This is a genomic window from Mucilaginibacter sp., from assembly GCF_964263795.1.
Lineage (GTDB): Bacteria > Bacteroidota > Bacteroidia > Sphingobacteriales > Sphingobacteriaceae > Mucilaginibacter.
On the sequence record NZ_CAXVWK010000058.1, the window covers coordinates 30,773 to 50,527 of the forward strand.

13 protein-coding genes are annotated in these 19,755 nt (G+C 45.0%); 10 read left to right on the plus strand and 3 right to left on the minus strand.

What is annotated here, in order from left to right; genetic code table 11:
- Nucleotides 1–161 precede the first annotated feature (161 nt).
- Entirely contained in the window at nucleotides 162–2,171 is a 2,010-nt protein-coding gene (gene rpsA, locus ACE5CV_RS10915; protein ID WP_374950205.1) for a 30S ribosomal protein S1, read from the plus strand.
- Between the two features lie 78 nt (nucleotides 2,172–2,249).
- On the opposite strand, the gene ACE5CV_RS10920 is transcribed toward rpsA, so the two are convergent.
- Nucleotides 2,250–5,048: a hypothetical protein gene (locus ACE5CV_RS10920; RefSeq protein ID WP_374950206.1), complete on the minus strand. Its 2,799-nt coding sequence runs from the start codon at nucleotides 5,046–5,048 to the stop codon at nucleotides 2,250–2,252.
- Nucleotides 5,049–5,171: 123 nt separating this feature from the next.
- On the opposite strand from ACE5CV_RS10920, the gene pyrR reads away from it, so the two are divergent.
- Entirely contained in the window at nucleotides 5,172–5,720 is a 549-nt protein-coding gene (gene pyrR, locus ACE5CV_RS10925) for a bifunctional pyr operon transcriptional regulator/uracil phosphoribosyltransferase PyrR (RefSeq protein ID WP_374950207.1), read from the plus strand.
- Nucleotides 5,721–5,865: 145 nt separating this feature from the next.
- The gene (locus ACE5CV_RS10930) at nucleotides 5,866–6,789 is read left to right on the plus strand and encodes an aspartate carbamoyltransferase catalytic subunit (protein WP_374950208.1); all 924 of its coding nucleotides are present in this window, start codon (nucleotides 5,866–5,868) and stop codon (nucleotides 6,787–6,789) included.
- A gap of 229 nt (nucleotides 6,790–7,018) precedes the next feature.
- Here ACE5CV_RS10930 and ACE5CV_RS10935 read toward each other — a convergent pair whose 3' ends face one another.
- On the minus strand, nucleotides 7,019–8,320 hold the full coding sequence (locus tag ACE5CV_RS10935; RefSeq protein ID WP_374950209.1) for a flavin monoamine oxidase family protein: 1,302 nt from the start codon (nucleotides 8,318–8,320) through the stop codon (nucleotides 7,019–7,021).
- Nucleotides 8,321–8,548: 228 nt separating this feature from the next.
- Between ACE5CV_RS10935 and ACE5CV_RS10940 the strand changes: the two genes are divergently transcribed.
- Nucleotides 8,549–10,921 (plus strand): glycoside hydrolase family 65 protein, encoded by a 2,373-nt coding sequence (locus ACE5CV_RS10940; RefSeq protein ID WP_374950210.1) that lies wholly within the window; start codon nucleotides 8,549–8,551, stop codon nucleotides 10,919–10,921.
- On the opposite strand, the gene ACE5CV_RS10945 is transcribed toward ACE5CV_RS10940, so the two are convergent.
- On the minus strand, nucleotides 10,902–11,225 hold the full coding sequence (locus tag ACE5CV_RS10945) for a hypothetical protein (protein ID WP_374950211.1): 324 nt from the start codon (nucleotides 11,223–11,225) through the stop codon (nucleotides 10,902–10,904). The genes ACE5CV_RS10940 and ACE5CV_RS10945 overlap by 20 nt on opposite strands.
- Nucleotides 11,226–11,340: 115 nt before the next feature.
- Between ACE5CV_RS10945 and ACE5CV_RS10950 the strand changes: the two genes are divergently transcribed.
- The 6 genes from ACE5CV_RS10950 (at nucleotide 11,341) to ACE5CV_RS10975 (ending at nucleotide 19,755) form a co-directional block, all read left to right on the plus strand.
- Nucleotides 11,341–13,602, plus strand: coding sequence for an alpha-amylase family protein (locus tag ACE5CV_RS10950; protein WP_374950212.1), 2,262 nt, complete (start codon nucleotides 11,341–11,343; stop codon nucleotides 13,600–13,602).
- Between the two features lie 228 nt (nucleotides 13,603–13,830).
- Entirely contained in the window at nucleotides 13,831–16,239 is a 2,409-nt protein-coding gene (locus tag ACE5CV_RS10955; protein ID WP_374950260.1) for a glycoside hydrolase family 31 protein, read from the plus strand.
- Between the two features lie 45 nt (nucleotides 16,240–16,284).
- Nucleotides 16,285–16,704 (plus strand): helix-turn-helix transcriptional regulator, encoded by a 420-nt coding sequence (locus ACE5CV_RS10960; RefSeq protein ID WP_374950213.1) that lies wholly within the window; start codon nucleotides 16,285–16,287, stop codon nucleotides 16,702–16,704.
- Between the two features lie 61 nt (nucleotides 16,705–16,765).
- Nucleotides 16,766–17,182 (plus strand): VOC family protein, encoded by a 417-nt coding sequence (locus tag ACE5CV_RS10965; RefSeq protein ID WP_374950214.1) that lies wholly within the window; start codon nucleotides 16,766–16,768, stop codon nucleotides 17,180–17,182.
- A gap of 196 nt (nucleotides 17,183–17,378) precedes the next feature.
- Nucleotides 17,379–19,556 carry a 1,4-alpha-glucan branching protein GlgB gene (gene glgB / locus ACE5CV_RS10970; RefSeq protein ID WP_374950215.1) on the plus strand — a complete coding sequence of 726 codons (2,178 nt, stop codon included), beginning with the start codon at nucleotides 17,379–17,381 and terminating at the stop codon, nucleotides 19,554–19,556.
- Between the two features lie 7 nt (nucleotides 19,557–19,563).
- Complete coding sequence (locus ACE5CV_RS10975) at nucleotides 19,564–19,755, plus strand: hypothetical protein (RefSeq protein ID WP_374950216.1); 192 nt, start codon at nucleotides 19,564–19,566, stop codon at nucleotides 19,753–19,755.

A 19,755-nucleotide genomic window follows, 5' to 3' on the forward strand; every position in this document is an offset into this window, starting at 1 on the left:
TTTCTTCTCACAATAATGATCTTATTACCAAATCTCTTCCGTATCACCAAAACCCGCCTAAAAATCAATATTTAACAATTAAATAATTTTAATCTATAAAAAATATATCCGTACCTTTGCAGTCCCAATTAAGTGTTGGGAAAAAGGAGTAAAATTTATTAATGGCAAAAAAACAAGAAGCAGAAAAAGAATTAAAAGCGAAGGAAGCTGAACTGGGTACAGTTGCGGCAACCGCTGAAAAAGAAACTATTGAGTCAGAAGCTGATTCAATATCAATTGAGGACATCAAGTCTCAAATCTCCGTAACACCAGATCAGGATTTTGACTGGGATGCAGATGACAAGAAATTTGGTAACTACAGCGACAGTGATCGTGAGGAATTAGAGAAACTTTATGACGGAACATTCAGTTCTATTACCAAAGGCGAGATCATTACCGGTACTGTTGTAAACATCAACAACAAAGATGTGGTATTAAACATCGGCTTTAAGTCTGACGGTTTAGTATCTGTTTCAGAATTCCGTGATACACCAGACCTTAAGGTTGGTGACACAGTTGAAGTATTTGTTGAGTCGCAGGAAGATGCTAACGGTCAGTTAGTATTATCACGCAAACGCGCAAAAACTCAAAAATCATGGGAGCGCATTAATTCAGCTCTGGATAACGATGAGATCATCACCGGTTTTGTAAAAAGCCGTACCAAAGGTGGTTTAATTGTAGATATTATGGGCGTTGAAGCCTTTTTACCAGGTTCACAGATCGATATCAAACCTATCAGGGATTATGATATTTATGTGGGTAAAACAATGGAATTCAAAGTTGTTAAGATCAACCACGAGTTTAAAAACGTAGTGGTATCGCACAAAGTGCTGATTGAAGACGACTTAGAAAACCAGAAAACAGAAATTGTGGCCAAATTAGAAAAAGGCCAGGTATTGGAAGGTACCGTTAAAAACATTACCGACTTTGGTGTATTCATCGATTTAGGTGGTGTTGACGGTTTACTGCACATTACAGATATTTCTTGGGGCCGCATAGAGCACCCGAGAGAAGTTTTAGCTTTAGACCAAAAGATAAACGTTGTTGTTCTTGACTTTGATGACGAGAAAAAACGTATCGCTTTAGGTTTAAAACAATTAACTCCTCATCCTTGGCAGTCGCTTGATGAAGGTATCCAGATCGGCTCTAAAGTAAAAGGTAAAATTGTTACTGTTGCTGATTACGGTGCTTTCTTAGAGATCATCCCGGGTGTTGAAGGTTTGATCCACGTGTCAGAAATGTCATGGTCTCAAAACCTGCGCAACCCTCAGGAATTCCTGAAAGTTGGTGACGAAGTTGAAGCGCAAGTTTTAACTTTAGACCGCGACGAGCGCAAAATGAGCTTGGGTATCAAACAACTTACCCCTGACCCTTGGCAAAACGCCGGCGAGAAATACGCCATTGGTACACAACACGTTGCAACTGTGAAAAACATGACCAACTTTGGTGTATTTGTTGAGCTTGAAGACGGTATCGACGGATTGATTCACATCTCTGACCTGTCATGGTCTAAAAAAGTAAACCACCCTAACGAATTTACTAAGGTTGGCGAAAAATTAGACGTAGTAGTTTTAGAGCTTGATATTGATAACCGCAAACTGAGCTTAGGCCACAAACAACTGGAAGAAAACCCTTGGGATACTTTCGAAAGCATCTTCACTATCGATTCGATACATGAAGGTACTGTGTTGAAGGTAACTGACAAAGGCGCTATCGTAGCTTTACCTTACGGTGTTGAGGGCTTCTGCCCAACCAAACACCTGGTGCGCGAAGACGGTAAATCAGTTAAGGCTGAAGAAACTGCTGAATTCAAGATCATTGAATTTAATAAAGAGAACAAACGTATCGTAATTTCACATTCACGTATATGGGAAGAAGCTCGTGCTGATGCTCGTGTTCAAGAATTCGAAAACCGTAAGAAAGAAGCAAAATCTGCTAACAACGCGGTTAAGAAAGTGAAAGAATCGGTAGAAAAATCAACTTTAGGTGACCTTAGCGTTCTTGCTCAGTTAAAAGAGCAAATGGAAGGCGCAGAAAGCAAAGCGGCTAAAAAGCCTGCTGCTCCTGCCGCCGCTGCTCAAGCAGAACCAGAAGCTGACGCTCCTGCTGCCGAAGAAACCGAAGAAGTTTAATCTTTTAAGTTTACATATTTAAAGCCCTTCCGAGCAATCGGAAGGGCTTTTTTTGTGGATTATTTTTGCTTGCGTAATTTATTTAGTTGCAGGTGCTTTGGCTACTGCCGGCTGTTTGTTACCAATATTGATCCTGGTAATGTGATAGCCAAAGTTGCCGGCCATATCTGCTCCCTCTAAAATTAAGGTATAACTCCCCGGCTTATCTGCAGCGTAAAACGACAAGGTTGCGTTGCCATTTTTATCGGTTACCAGGTTAGGCTCCCAATGGATAGTTGGCCTGGGCAACAAAGGCGTATTATTTTTTACAAGGTATTTTGGCTGATAAAATTGTAGCGCAGCGCATAACGGCACGGGCTTGTAAAATACAATGCCCGGCGACGACCTGCTGAACAAGCCTTTGCCGCTGCGGGTTGTGATCATGATATAGTAGCTAAAATCCTCAACAATTTTAATATCCTTTACATCATCGGCACCCAGGCTGCGCAAAAAGGAACTTAAGAATTCCCTGTAAGTGGTTATATCGCCGGTTTGCGCTTCGGCGAATATATCCTGCGCGCTGTTACCGTCTACCACCAGGTCGGTTATCAGGTCAGCGCCGAAAGTGTAATTGGTATTTGGGTAAAGTCGTAACTTGTCAAAAACCGAACTTCGCCAGGCATTGCGTAAACCAAAGGTTTTGTCTTTAGCCAAAATAACATCATACAAAGACATTTTGCCGGCTTTTACCAAAGCAGCTTCGTCTATTTCCTTTTTTACGTAGCCGTTAAACCGCCCTTCATTAACTATTTTTCGGCTCTTTATCACCACTTCTTTTAAAAGTGTACCCTTTGCATACTTATCGTCTTTACCATATGGGCTGGCTGCCTGGCGCCTGGTAATATACCTCAGCATTAAGCTGTCATTGGCTCGGGTATACCAGGGCATGGTTTTGATTGCGGGGTAAAGGCCAACATCTGCAGGGCGAAAATCATTTAAAGTAATGGTAGCATTTGATTCATTGCCCTTTGAATTAGTAACCCTTATGGTATAGGCAACCGTATCAAGCATGGGCAATTGTTTAAATTCAAACTCTCCGGCTGCGTTGCTAAGTGTGTCAAAAACCATCAAACCATGCATTTTACTTAACGAAAACATATTGATTTTGGCATTTTTTTGAGGCTTGTTAAACAAACCGCGCAGGGTGCCGGTAACCCGGTTGTCCGGCTCGGCCGCAAACCTGGGGCGTGACAGGGGTTGCAAGCTTTTAGTAAAATCATACCCTGTCCAACCCTGGGTGAGCAGTAAATTATCAAGGGCCGTTTGCGTTGTGATATTATCACCGGCAAAGTACCAGGCAGGCTGTTCTACGTTACCTTTTAATTCTGATGTGATTAGTAGCCTGCTTACAATATTGTCGCCATAAGTATCGCTTGTTACGTAGCTGTCGTCTGTTACAGCGGCAGAGAAACTTGCCACAACCGGTTTGCCATGCTGATCTTTAACGTTTAGGCTGACCGCCACACTGTCTTTAAAGTTGTAGGCAGGCTTGTTGGTCAATGTAGCTAACTGCAACCGGTCGTCCCGGTCAACAAAAATGCGGCGCTCACATAGTGGGGTAAGGCCGTCTAAAATGGTAAAGCACACAATGCCGGATGGAAACCTGTCTTTATTAAGGCGGATGTTGGTATATCCATCGTTTAAGTTAAAAACGGCACCAAAGTAAAGCCCTTGTTTAGCATGCGCTATTAATTTGTACAGCTTTTTTGCCGCGCCAACATCTGCAGTTGCTTTGATATAAACAAACACCGAATCCTTGCTGGAAATATTATCAACCTTTAAAGTCAAGCCCGATGTCCTGACAGCCGGTAAAGCGAAATCTTTTTGCCCGCCGTTTAATTTGACCCTTGCGCGGTAACTTTGCCCGGCAACAGGCATCAGCACAAAACTACCCATACCCAGGTGTGTAGATTGAAACCGGGCTACCACTTCACTTGTATTATTAAGTATATCGCCGTTTACATCTATGCCCAGCCCGTCATCGCCAATGGCCTTAAATGCTACCTTACCCGGCAAGCCCCCGATGATGTTGCCGCCTTCCGGCATAAATTGGATATCGATATTTTGAACAAGGTTATTGTTCACCAACGGGAAGGCAAGTTTATTCTTACTTAGTTTATCAGTTAGCAAAACAGATAAATTCTGGCCGGTGGCTTTTAAGGGGATTTGAAATTTGGCCGACAGCGCGCCGGCGTCTGACGTTACTACTGTGGCTTTATAAATGGTTTTTTTGCCATCTAACACTTTCACTTCAACATCGCGGTAGGCCACCGGCATTTTGCTGAGATCGGTTAGCCGCAGGGCAAGGTTCGTTTCATAACCGGTAGCGGTGCTGCTAAGGGTATGCTGCTGGTCAATCAGCCAGTTTAGCTTTGGCGAAGCCGCACCGATAGCTACAGCTTTTGAATAAAAAAGATCATTATCAAAATTTTGCATCCAGTTTGTATAGGCGCGGATGCGATACTGACCGTCGGTAACATCATTAAGCACCAGGTTGCCCTCGCCCAGGCCCCACACCAGCGGAACTGCAAAGCGGTTGATCACCCTGCTGCTATCGTTAATTAGCTCTACATATACTTTATTGCTTAGCTGCGACGCCGAATAATCACCAGCGTTAAAAAGATATGCCTTAAGCCAAATGGTATCGCCTGTAGTGTAATAAGGCTTATCTAACTGCAGGTAAAGCTTCTCTGCCGGCATTTTTGCGAAGTAGTTCTCCGCATTTTTAATTAAGCTTTTAACAGATAGGGTATCCGCGTTTTGGGCAAAAGCAGTACCTGTTACTATTTTGAAAAGTAATGTAAGGGTAAGCAACAAGGTTTTTAAACAGGGCCGCATAAAGTAGGGCAGGTTTAATGGTTGGCTTAAATTTAACAAACCTTGCTTGCATTTTCAATTTTGGGCGATGGTTATTCCACAAATCGGCAAAAAAAATTACCTTTGCCCAAATCCACCCATACGATGCAAAATTTAACGCTGCTCGACGGTAAAAAATTCCAGATAACAATTCAGCGTTTATGCCGGCAATTAATTGAAAATCATAACGACTTTTCCGGTTCTGTTTTAATCGGTATCCAGCCACGTGGTATTTACCTGGCTAAACGTGTTGCCGAAGAATTGCGCAAGATATTACCGGGCAGCACTATACAACAGGGCGACCTGGATATTACTTTTTACCGCGATGATTTTCGTAGGCATGGGTCGCCGCTGGTGCCTAACCAAACTAAGATCGATTTTATTATTGAAGGCAAAAAGGTGGTAATGATGGACGACGTGTTATGGACCGGCCGTACCATCCGCGCGGCGATGGATGCAATGCAGGCATTCGGCAGGCCGGAGAAGGTGGAGCTGCTGACACTGGTAGACAGGCGCTACTCGCGCCATATCCCGGTAGCTGCAGACTACGTAGGCATAGAAGTGGATTCGATCGCATCGCAAAAAGTTGTAGTGAGCTGGAAGGAAACCGACGGTGAAGACAGGATTGTACTGGTATCGGAAGCGAAGGAATAAGAATTACAATTTATAGTAAAACATTTATCGCGAAGAGTATCACAAAGCATCTCATAGCGATACATGAACACTGAGTACGCGAAGGGATCGCCGCGCTATCGCTCGCAATGACATAGGTTAATAATTTGTTCGATATTTTAGATATATGGCATTAAGCACACGGCATTTATTGGGGATTAAGGATTTAAATAAGGCAGATATTGAACTGATATTTGAAACCGCCGATAACTTTAAAACGGTGCTGAACCGGCCAATAAAAAAAGTACCGTCTTTACGGGACGTAACTATTGCCAATATTTTCTTTGAGAACTCTACCCGTACCCGTTTGTCTTTTGAGCTTGCCGAAAAAAGGCTGTCTGCAGATGTGGTCAACTTTGCGGCATCATCATCATCGGTAAGCAAAGGCGAAACGCTGATAGACACGGTAAATAATATCCTGGCCATGAAGGTAGATATGGTGGTAATGCGCCACCCGTATGCGGGCGCGGGCATCTTCCTTTCCAAACATGTAAAGGCACAGATAGTGAACGCCGGCGACGGTGCACATGAACACCCCACACAGGCGCTGCTGGATGCTTTTTCTATCCGCGAGCGTTATGGCGATGTAGCCGGTAAAAAAGTAGTGATAGTAGGCGATATCCTTCACTCGCGCGTAGCGCTTTCAAACATACTTTGCCTTAAACAATTGGGTGCCGAGGTAATGGTATGCGGGCCCACTACGCTCATCCCAAAATACATTGGCTCGTTAGGGGTTAAGGTTGAGCATAACCTGGTAAAAGCCCTCAATTGGTGCGATGTAGCCAATATGCTGCGTATCCAACTGGAGCGGCAGGACATCAAATACTTCCCATCGTTAAGGGAATACACCATGCTTTACGGTTTAAATAAGCAGATACTTGACGGTTTGGATAAAGAGATAACGGTAATGCACCCCGGCCCAATAAATCGCGGCGTTGAGATTACCAGCGATGTAGCCGACAGCAAACAATCCATCATTCTTGACCAGGTAGAGAACGGAGTAGCCATCCGTATGGCCGTACTTTATTTACTGGCAGGGCAGGCGGTTTAAATTCAATACCAGATACTCCAAATATCTTTCTAGCCGTCTGTTTTCAGGAGGATTTCATGTTAACCCACGCTTTTTGCAAGCTATTGATTTCCACCGTTTTAATTAAAAAGTTTGAAAAAAGTGTAAACCTTTGTTAACCTTTGTTCACTTTTTTAGCACAAATTATGGCTCCCGGAAAACGCCTGGAGTATCATTCAGCAGACCACAAATATCATCAAGTCTTTATACTTCACAGCGACATTTTCCTTGCAGCATCTAACCCATTTGTCAGCGCGGCCTCTACGGTGCCCATAGCTGTTCCTTCATACAAGTATTCGCCCGTAAAAAACAGCGTGTTATCTATCGGTGTGTTTAACAGCTTGCGTGCCTGGGGCGCCTGCACCGTATCGTATGCGTAAGAGCCACGGGTAAACGGGTCGGCTGTCCAGTTCATAACTCGCCTTGCTATTAACATGGCCTTCAGGTCGTTAATGTCACGCTTAAAAATATTTGCCAACGATCGCAGGCCCTGCTCCAGAATTTCGTTGTCCGGGTTATTGGTCTTTTCCTGCGCTGCCGGGCCACCTATCCAGCCGGTAAGCACGTTAGACTTGTCGGGCGTTTGTGCCCACCAGGTTGGGATCTCTTCATCGCTAAACAGGTAGCCCATTTTATCGATATCCCTGCCCGCCATTCTGCGCGACTTTTCATCCAACCAGAAACTGCTTTTAAATTCCAGCAGGATCTTAATTACTGCCCCAAAACCCATTTGCTGTATGGCAGCAGTATATTCGGGTATTTGCGGCGTAAAGTTTATAGCGCCTATTTCGCCATTAGTAGCTTGCAGCACACCAAGGGGCATTGCGATCAGTACCTGCCCGGCCTGGTAAACAGCACCATCGCTGCAAATAGCTTTAGCCTGTCCGTTTGCCCACTCAATTTGCTGCACTACAGAATTGAGTAAAACGTCACCTCCGTGTTTTTTGCAGCTGTTGCACAGGTAGCTGATAATTGAGCAATAGCCGCCATCCACCCGGTGCTGGGCTTCTACATCTTCGTGCTGCCACTCGTTACGGAGCGCAAAAGCGCTGGCATTGCGCGGGTCGGCAGTATCATAGCCGGATACATAATGCCATACGGCAGTTGTTAAAGTTTGATATTTTTCTCCCCCAAACTCCTTCTGCAGGAAATCGTAAATGTTGGTATCCTCTGTCAATTCGTTGAGCCGGTCGGTCAGGAGTTCCCAGTCCTCGATGATCATACCGTTCTCTTTAAATTCACCTTTTTGAAACCGCCACATTTCGGCATTGGCGCTGCGAAAAGGCAGGCTGGCCTCTTTGAGCAAGTCAAGGGTAACCGGCAGGTCACCATGAATAAATTCGGCACCCAGTTCGGTCTGTTTAAAAAAGGAGGTGTCGCTTAAGGTATGAATACGGCCACCCGTTCGGTTGCGCGCCTCCAGCACGGTAACCTTTTTACCTGCTTTGCAAAGGGCATGGGCAGCCATTAGTCCCGCAGCACCGGCACCAATAACAAGTACAGAATTTTCCATAGGTAGCCGCAAGGTAGAGGTAAAAGTTGTAAGATGCAAGGGTTTGCAAAGCCGGCGATGACTCACCCCGACCAGGGGCTTCGCCCGTCGACCCTCTCTCCGCAAGCGGAAAGAGGGTGAGAAAGTACCACCCCTCTTTGCGGAGCAGAGAGGGGCTGGGGTGAGTCGATTGTGCTCTACTGCAAGGCCGCCGATAACTCTCCGGGCCAAAAAACTCCTTTAAACAAGGTGAAACGATATTTAAAAAACTATCTTATTTTAGCCAAACTAACGCTGCACATCCGCATGAAACAATATTTTAAAGTAGACGAGTGGAAGATCATCGAAGAGGGTTTTGATCCGCACTATAATAAGGTTGCCGAAAGCGTTTTTAGCCTGGGCAACGGCCGGATGGGGCAGCGGGCAAACTTCGAGGAAGCTTACAGCGGCGATACGCTCCAAGGTAATTATGTGGCCGGTGTATACTATCCCGACAAAACCCGGGTGGGGTGGTGGAAAAACGGTTATCCTGAGTACTTTGCCAAGGTATTGAATGCGGCTAACTGGATTGGAATCGACGTTAAAATAGGCGATGAGCAACTGGACCTTGCTAAATGCCAAGTGCTTAGCTTTAGGCGCGAGTTAAATATGCAGGACGGGTATCTGAAACGGAACTTTCATGCTAAAACACCTTCAGGTAAGGAAATAGCGGTAGAGGCCATCCGTTTTTGCAGCATGGCTGATGACGAATGCGGGGCCATCAGCTACACCATCAGCGCGCTGAATTTTGACAGTCATGTTACGTTTACTCCATACATTGATGGTGACATTGCAAACAAGGATAGCAACTACAATGAAAAGTTTTGGGACGAAGTAAGCAAGCAAATCAGTAGTGACAAAGGCTGTGTACAGCTGCGTACTAAAATGACCGGTTTTGAGGTAGCTACTGCTATGAAAATTCAATTGCTACAGGATGGCAAACCGATGCCATTTGAATCAACACCGATACAAAAGGAAAAGTTCATCGCGGCCGAACTTACGCTTCAAGTGCAAAAAGGCCGTCCCGTTAGTCTGGTCAAGTATGCCGCTAATCTGTCGTCGCAAAATCACGATGCCGCAGATCTCTCGGCTATGGCGCTCGAGAGAGTCGAAAGTGTAAGTAAAAAAGGATTCGATACCATGCTGGCCGAGCAAGCCGCCGCATGGGCGGATAAATGGAAACAGAACGATATTATAATTGAGGGCGATGCGGCGGCGCAGCAGGGCATTCGCTTTAACATCTTCCAGCTTAATCAAACCTACACTGGCGAAGATGACCGATTGAACATAGGCCCTAAGGGCTTCACCGGCGAAAAATACGGCGGCAGTACCTACTGGGACACTGAAGCTTATTGCGTGCCGTTTTACTTAGCCACTGCCGATGCCAAAGTTGCCCGTAACCTGTTGCTATACCGCTATAAGCAATTGGGCAAAGCAATAGATAATGCTAAACTACTAGGCTTTAAAGATGGTGCCGCCCTGTATCCCATGGTAACTATGGATGGTACCGAATGCCATAACGAATGGGAGATCACCTTTGAGGAAATCCATCGTAACGGGGCAATTGCATACGCCATTTTTAATTATGCCCGCTACACCGGTGATGAAAGTTATTTAGCTGATTATGGATTGGAGGTGCTTATTGCCATTTCCCGCTTTTGGGCGCAGCGTATCACCTGGTCGGCAGCAAAGGGGCAGTATGTGATGCTGGGTGTGACCGGTCCAAATGAGTACGAGAACAATGTAAATAACAACTGGTACACCAGTACAATGGCCGTTTGGTGTTTGAAGTTTACATTAGCGGTAATCGAAAAAGTAAAAGCAGCCGATGTAAGTAAATACAATGCTTTGGTCAGCAAAGTTGCCTTTAACGAAGAAAAGGAAACGGCAATGTTTACTGATATCATCACTAAAATGTACCTGCCGAAAGATGAGCAGTTAGGCATCTTTTTACAGCAGGACGGTTACCTGGACAAAGAGCAGATCTTAGTAAAGGATCTTCCCGCAGCGGAGCGCCCACTGGTGCAAAAATGGAGTTGGGACAGGATCCTGCGATCGGTTTTTATTAAACAAGCTGATGTATTGCAGGGGCTTTACTTTTTTGAGGATGATCACGATCTGGAAACCATACGCCGCAACTACGATTTTTACGAACCACGGACGGTGCATGAGTCGTCCTTATCGCCTTGTGTGCATTCTATCTTAGCCTGTAAATTAGGCGATATTGACCGGGCCTATGAGTTTTACCTGCGCACAAGCCGATTAGATATCGACGATTACAATAACGATACTGAGGATGGCTGCCACATCACCTCGATGGCCGGCACCTGGATGAGCGTAGTAGAAGGTTTCGGTGGCATGCGGGTAAGGGATGATATGTTATCGTTTAACCCATTGTTGCCACATAAGTGGGAGGCATTCTCTTTCCAGGTTGGGTTTAGAGGGGCGTTATTGAAGATACGGGTCAGTAAGGAAGGGTTGAAGATTGAGAATACCTCTAAGCAGCATGTTAAGGTTAGAGTTAACGGAGAGGGACATGGAATAAACGGTGATGGAGAGTTGATTATAAACATATCGAAATGAGTAAGCTTAAATTTATCCTTTCAGGTTTTATAATTGCTCTATTTTTTGCATTTGTAGTCAGAGGAATATTTGGTATTAAGACGTTAAAGGAACTTTTCAATGTGATGTCCATGTCGTTTTTAATATTGATGCCATATGCTGTAGGTTTTTTAACAGTTTTCTTCACCAGGTTAGAAAACGTTAAAACAAAGATTGCCGCTGTGGCAATGTCAGCGCTACCCATATTTGCTTTTTTTTTGCTAACGATTTTATTTTCAATAGAAGGTATTGCTTGTTGGATAATGGTATTGCCGATTTTCTTCATAGCGTCTGCACTCGGCGGGCTTACTGCTCGATATATAAAAATTAAAAGATCAAGAAACGACAGTTTACTAGTTTCTTTAGTCGTTTTGCTACCTTTTGCATTATCACCAATCGAAATGATGATAGGTGCTATACCAGGTAAATTTAGCGCTTACACTGAAATTGTCATTTCTGCACCCAAACAACGGATATGGGACAATGTTACCAGAGTAAGGGCAATTGACGAGCGGCAGGACAAAGCAGTATTCACCAGATCATTGGGCTTTCCGCGACCTGTAAAAGCTGAATTGGATAAAAATGCCGTAGGCGGTAAACGTAAAGCAATTTTCGACAAGGGGTTAATATTTGATGAATTAGTGACTCAATATGAAGATCAAAAAGAAATGAGCTTCACTATACATGCTAACCCTTATGATATTCCCTCAACCACCATGGACGAGCATATTGTAATAGGGGGTGAATTTTTCAATGTTTTAAAAGGTACCTATCAGTTGGAGCAGATCGACACTGAACATTATAAGCTAAAGCTATCCAGTTCATTTCAATTAAACACAACTTTTAACTTTTATGCCGGCATTTGGGCTACCTGGATCATGAAAGACATTCAGCAGAATATTTTAATGGTAATAAAAGATAGAGCCGAATCTAATACTAACAAAACAAACATGTCTACCAACAATAAGCTCATCATCTACCAACTTCTTCCTCGCCTGTTCGGCAATACCAATACCACCAATAAAATTTATGGTTCCATTGAGGAAAACGGCGTTGGCAAGCTTAAAGATATTACCGATACCGCCCTACAGGAAATCGCTAAAATGGGTTTTAGTCATGTATGGTACACCGGGGTTATCGAACATGCTACCATGACCGACTATTCTGCCAATGGCATTACGCCGGATGATCCGGATGTGGTAAAGGGCAGGGCGGGTTCACCTTATGCCATTAAAGATTATTACGATATCGCTACCGATCTGGCCGACGACAAAGAATTCCGCATCAGCGAATTTAAAGAACTGATAGGCCGCACACATCAAAATGGTATGAAGATGATCATTGATTTTGTGCCTAACCACGTGGCGCGTACCTACGCATCGGATGTGAAACCCGATGGCGTGAGCGATATTGGCGAAGACGATGACAATACCCTGCACTTTTCGCCAGACAACGATTTCTATTATATGCCGGGATACCCATTCGTGGTTCCCGGCGGTTATAACCCGGGCGGCGATGAATTTGCATCACCGCTGAAGGATGGTAAGTTTCATGAGTTCCCGGCTAAAGCTACGGGGAACGATGTGTTTAACCCTGCACCGTCAATTAACGATTGGTTCGAGACCATTAAGCTGAATCACGGCGTTTATTATTTGGACGGGCACAAATGCCATTTTGATGGGCCGCCGCCGCTTTGGGGAAAGATGCTGCACATTTTAAGGTACTGGGCAAATATGGGCGTAGATGGTTTTCGGTGTGACATGATCGAAATGGTGCCTGTCGAGTTTTGGGCCTGGCTGATTCCGCAGTTGAAACAAATATACCCGGGCCTCATCTTCATCGGCGAAGCCTACGATAAAAATCAGTATAACATTTACATTCAAAACGGCGGGTTTGATTACCTGTACGATAAAGTAGGGCTTTACGATGCTATTCGCAGGTTAACCTGTAACGAGCCTGGCGCAAGCGCCTGGCAGATCAATGATGTGTGGAACAACCATACCCGCGGCATAGACAAGCACATGCTGCGCTTTATGGAAAACCATGATGAGCAGCGCATAGCCAGTAAGCAATTTGCCGGCGATGCGCTGTTGGCTATTCCGGGTATGATCGTAAGCGCCACGCTTAATACCGGCCCGGTCATGATCTATTCGGGTCAGGAGGTTGGTGAGCCTGCTTCAGGCGAATGCGGTTTTAGCGGGGATGATGGCCGTACGACCATTTTCGACTACTGGGCAATGCCCGAATTCCAAAAATGGGTTAACGGCGGTAAGTATGATGGCGGACAGCTATCGGCACAACAATCTGAATTGCGTGGCTTTTACAGCAAACTGCTAAACACCGTTAAGAATAATGATGCCCTGTGTAACGGTGCTTTTTATGAGTTGATGATAGCGAATGAAAGCCAGCCTGGGTTTGATACCTCACTGTATTTTTACATACGATACACCGCTTTACAACGAGTACTGGTAGCCGTTAATTTTAGCAGACAGCAGCGAACGATAACCGTTAAAATTCCCGGTGAACTAATCACTGAATTTGGTTTAACCGGTGCGGTAAAGTTTGCCGATCTGTTATCCGGGCAGGTATTTAATACGGCTGACGTAAACGCGGGCGTTGAGATAATTATCGGAGCCGCGAATGGCTTATTGCTAAATTTGTAATTATTTTCTAAATTCATCATCCGGCTGGTTTTGGCTCAATAATAGATGACATTATCGTTAATAAATCGTTTATTAGCTGTTGTAACGTGTAGCCGATATCAGGTAAGCGCACTTTAAATAGCTGATAAAAGCTGACTAAGTGTAGAATATTGAATTTTTATGGAATCAAACGTACCTAATCCAAACCCCGAACTTTTGACTGCCAAGCTTTTAGAAGCTGATGAGCTGATGGAAGATGAAGAGTTTCACCACTTAAATAACCCTGCCGACGGGATTAAACCCATTGTAAAAAAATATCTGGGCACACCCAATCATGCCGAGCAGGTGGGGAATAAATTCTACTTTACAGATGGCGATGCCAGTGTGGAGGTCGTGGTGGTGAGTGCCGAGATCATTCGGATCAGACTGGCGCCGCACAGCGTATTCCTGGACGATTTTTCTTACGCGGTGCCCAAACTGCCTGCTAAAAAGGTGGAGTTCACTCTGCTGGAAAACGAGCAGGAATTCAGGGTGAGCACAACAGCCATTAACTGCCATATCCGTAAGGATGATTTCTTTATTTCTTTTTCTGATAAGGACGATCATGTTACCAGTAGCGATGCCAAGCCGATGCACTGGGAAGAGAATACCCAATTTGGCGGTTACTATGTGTTCTGCACTAAAACCTGCGCCGATCAGGAAAACTTTTTTGGCCTGGGTGATAAAGCTACCGAGCTAAACCTGCGCGGCAAACGCCTTACCAACTGGAATACCGATGCCTATTCATACGGTTTTAACCAGGACCCGCTTTACCGGGCTATCCCTTTTTATATCAGCGTAAGCGAGGGCATTGCTCACGGAATATTTTTTGACAATACTTTTAAAGCCCATTTTGATTTTGGGGCCGAAGATAGCACCAAAACCAGTTTTTGGGCAGATGGGGGCGAACTGCAATATTATTACATCCATGGGCCGCATATGATGGATGTGGTGAAGAATTACCACATCCTGACCGAGACACACCCTATGCCGCCGCTTTGGGCGCTGGGTTACCACCAGTGCCGCTGGAGCTACTATCCCGAAAATAAGGTTAAAGTAATTGCAAACGGTTTTCGTCAGAACAGGATCCCGTGCGATGGTATTTACCTGGATATCGACTATATGGATGGCTACCGGTGCTTTACCTGGAGCCCTAAATATTTCCCTAACCCAAAAAAGATGATTGCCGAGCTGGCGTCCGCAGGGTTTAAAACCGTTGTGATTATCGATCCGGGCATCCGGGTGGATGACAATTACTCGGTGTTTAAAGAAGGAAAGGAGAAACGCTATTTTTGCCGACGCAGTGATGATTATTTTATGGAGGGCCACGTATGGCCGGGCCGCTGCCAATTTCCTGATTTTACCAACCCCGAAGTTCGCGCCTGGTGGGGCGACCTGTTCGATGAATTGGTAGAGACCGGTGTTGCCGGCGTTTGGAACGATATGAACGAGCCGGCGGTGTTTGGCTCAGGTACTTTTCCGGACGATGTGCGCCACCAATATGATGGTTACCGCGGCTCGCACCGTAAAGCGCACAACGTTTACGGTATGCAAATGGTACGTGCCACTTATGAAGGGTTGCGTAAACAAATGAAAAATAAGCGCCCGTTCACCATTACCCGTGCGGGCTACTCGGGCGTACAACGCTATTCGTCTGTTTGGACGGGGGATAACGTGGCATCGTGGGAGCACCTTAAGATAGGTAACATCCAGTTACAGCGCTTGTCTATCTCCGGTATTTCATTCTGCGGTACGGATATCGGCGGCTTTAGCGGCGAACCAGATGGCGAATTGTTTACTCGCTGGATCCAGATGGGAACTTTTTCTCCGTTTATGCGCGCGCACTCTGCTGGTGATACTAAGGAGCGCGAACCATGGAGTTTCGGCGAGCCGTTCACCAGCATCAACCGTAAATTTATTGAATTACGTTACCGGCTTATCCCATATTTATACTCGGCATTTTGGGAGCATCACAGATATGGTTTCCCTATTTTACGGCCGGTAGTTATGCTTGAGCAGGATACCATGGCTAACCATTTCCGCCAGGATGAATTTACGTATGGCGATAAAATACTGATCTGCCCGGTTCTGGAACCTGGTCAGCAGAGCCGCAAAGTGTACCTTCCGAAAGGCACCTGGTATAACTGGTGGAACCTGGAAGTTGCAGAGGGTGGGAAAGAATTGGTTGTGCCGACCCCGCTGGATATCATCCCGATGTTTGTAAAGGCCGGCTCGGTAATCCCCGAATATCCGGTGATGCAATACACTGGCGAGCGTGAAATAGAAGAGGTAAAGCTGAATGTATTTTACAGCAGCTACGAGGTAAATTCGTTCTTGTTTGAGGATTACGGCGAAACATTTGCATACGAGCAGGATATTTACCTGGAGAAAAAATTTGTGGTAAAAGGCACGGCCGATAAACTGAGCATCCAACAAAGTATGGAAGGTTTGTACACCCCACGTTATGAAGGTTACCATTTTAAGATCAACGGCCTGCCGTTTAAACCTTTAAAAGTGGTGGCAGATGGTAAGGATATTACCAGCATTACTGCTAACCCAGATGACACCTACGAATTTAAATTCCCTAAAAACTTTAAGTTGATAGAAATATTCAAATAGCATACAGGCCCCTTAAACCGGGCCTTTTTACTTATTTGTGATAGCATGGCAACTCATACACGAACATATCTATACCGGCGGGTTTGCAATGCCAAGCAATTTATCGATATTAATTATAACCGTTCTATCGATCTGGACGAGATATCTGGAAGGGCATTCTTTTCTAAATTTCACTTTGTCAGAATCTTTAAGAGCGCTTACGGATATACCCCACATCAATATTTGAACAGGGTAAGGATGGATAAGGCCAAAATGCTTTTACAAAATGGGGTGGCCGTGGCCGATGTGTGTTATGCTATCGGGTTTGAAAGCATCAGCACTTTTACAACTTTGTTCAAACGTGTTACCGGGCAATCGCCTGCACAATACCAGTACAACAAGGTGGAGAGGCTAAGGCAAATTGAACAGCTGCCTCTTAAATTTATCCCAAATTGCTTTGCGGAAAGAAATGGCTGGCTAAAATAATAGCAATTTTCAATAAGTTAAATTGATGTTTGATGGGCATATTTGTTTAAAAGAAATTGATATGATTACCAAACTAAACCACGTGAGCATTTTTGTGCTGGATCAAGACAGTGCGTTCGACTTTTATGTAAATAAATTAGGCTTTAAAGTACATACCGATGCAACTATGGGGCCGGGTATGCGCTGGTTAACCGTATGCCCGCCGGAGCAGCCCGACCTGGAGATCACCCTGATGGCAATTACAGAGGGAATGATGTTTAAAGGCGATGCTGCGGAGCAAATGCGTGCGTTAGTAAGCAAGGGTACGTTTGGTTTCGGCGTTTTTGAATGTAAAGATCTGCAGGCTACTTATGAGGAGTTGCAGGCAAAAGGGGTGGAGTTTACCAAACCGCCAACAAAAGAGTTTTATGGCTTTGAAGCGCTGTTTAAAGACGATTCTGGTAACTGGTTTTCGTTAGGGCAGGCCGATAGTAAATGACAAAGAACATTTTGGCAGTTAACCTAACCCGGTAGTCCGCTATAGCTTGAACGCTAACTCCTGAAGGTTAAAATCTTGCAGCCCTCTTTTGTCTTTTAGTAAACATCTGCCCGTATTGTATGTTCATTAATGATATATTTGAACAACAGGAATATCCTGACACCAATTAACCTTGGCGCTCAAACGCTACCTCACTATGGCAAAGCAAATCAAAATATCCGCTGCAGATCTTAACGAGTCGAAACCAATAAAGACGAAAAAAGAAACCAAGGCAAAGAGCGATAAAGCTACCTGGCCCGAAGCTGATGAGGTAACAGTATCAAAAAAAGCTACCGGTAAAAAAGCCCCGGCCGAAAAAAAAGTTGTCGGGAAAAAAGCGCCGGCTTCTGAAGCTGCTATAGTTCCAAATAACCAGTTAAACGCTGTTGAGCCGTACAGCCGGTTTACGGATTTTGATATCGATCTGTTTAAATCAGGTAAGCACTACAAGCTTTATGAAAAGTTGGGATCGCATGTGGTGGAGCATAAAGGCGTTGTAGGTACCTACTTTGCCGTTTGGGCGCCTAACGCACAATACGTATCTGTAATAGGTAATTTTAACGGCTGGAATAAAGGTTCGCACACGATGAATTACCGCTGGGATGCATCGGGCATTTGGGAGGGGTTTATTCCGCATGTGGGCGTGGGCGAAACCTATAAATATTATATTAAATCATCAATTGGTGAAGACTTGGAGAAGGCAGACCCGTTTGCTTTGCGCTGGGAATTGCCGCCGCACACGGCCTCTATCGTTGCCGATACCTACTACGAGTGGGATGATAAGCAATGGATGGCCGAACGTTATAAATACACCGCGCTGGATAAACCTTATTCGGTTTATGAAATGCATATTGGCTCGTGGGCCCGCAGCCCCGAAAGCCCGGAAGAGTTTTTGAGCTATCGTCAACTGGCGGTTACATTGGTTCCTTATGTTAAGGAAATGGGCTTTACTCATGTAGAGTTTATGCCGATAATGGAGCATCCTTATTATCCAAGCTGGGGTTATCAGATCACCGGTTTTTTTGCCGCATCAAGCAGGTACGGCACCCCGCAAGACCTGATGTTTCTGATAGAAGAATTCCATAAAGCCGGGATCGGTGTGCTACTGGATTGGGTACCATCGCATTTCCCCGGCGATCTGCACGGGTTGTATAATTTTGATGGTACGCACCTTTACGAGCATGCCGATCTGAAGAAGGGATTTCATCCGGATTGGAAATCATTTATATTTAACTATGGCCGCAACGAAGTTCGCGCGTTCCTAATCAGTAATGCTTTGTTTTGGTTAGAGCGGTATCATATCGACGGTTTACGGGTAGATGCCGTGGCATCCATGCTATATCTTGATTATTCTCGCAACCACGGAGAGTGGGACCCTAATATATTTGGCGGTAACGAAAACCTGGAAGCAATATCTTTCCTGAAGGAATTTAACGCCGCTGTTTATGGCAACTTCCCGGATGTGCAAACCATTGCAGAAGAATCGACCTCTTTTGCAGGCGTAAGCCGCCCGGTGTACACCGGCGGATTGGGCTTCGGGATGAAATGGATGATGGGCTGGATGCACGATACCATCGACTACTTCTCCCATGATCCTATCTATCGCAGGTACCATCAAAACCAGTTTACTTTCAGCTTGATTTACGCCTTCACCGAAAACTTTATGCTGCCCTTCTCTCACGATGAGGTGGTATATGGTAAAGGGTCGATGATTAACAAAATGCCTGGTGATGGCTGGCAGCGTTTTGCCAACCTGCGTTTGTTGTACAGCTATATGTTTACACACCCCGGCAGCAAATTGCTGTTTATGGGCAGCGAATTTGGACAAAGCGGAGAATGGAATTTTCAGAAATCGTTAGATTGGCACCTGCTGCAGCATGAAAGCCATCAGGGGATGAAAGAAACCGTTAAGGAGCTTAACCGCCTTTACAGGTCTGAACCTGCGCTGTATGAAAAAAGCTTCGACTGGACAGGCTTTGAATGGATAGACGCCAGTAACCTGGATGATTCTGTTATAGCATATAGCCGTAAAGGGATAGATAGTGCTAACGATCTGGTAATTGTGTTTAACATGACCCCTGTGGTGCATTATAACTACCGTATTGGTGTGCCGGCGGCCGGTGAATGGCAGGAGATCTTTAACTCCGACAATTCCAAATTCTGGGGAAGCGGTTTGATCAATTATGACGCCATAGCATCAGAACCCGAGGCATGGCACGGTAAGGATAATTCCATATCCATCACTACACCACCGCTTGGCGCGGCTGTATTTAAACGCATTGCCCAAAAACCGGTTGCTGTAGCTGAAAAAACAAAAACCATTAAAAAGAAATAAAGAAGATATGAGCGGCAAATTCTTTTATCTATATTTCATCGGTGGTACAGTCGCCCTGGCCTTACTGGTGTATGAGGTGATATCGGCTTATCCGAACGTAAAAGCACAAGGGGCGATGTTTTATGCGGTGCCCACCATACTGCTCTATTATATGGCCTATAAAACCTACCATGTAAAAAAGGACGGCGAACTGATGTGA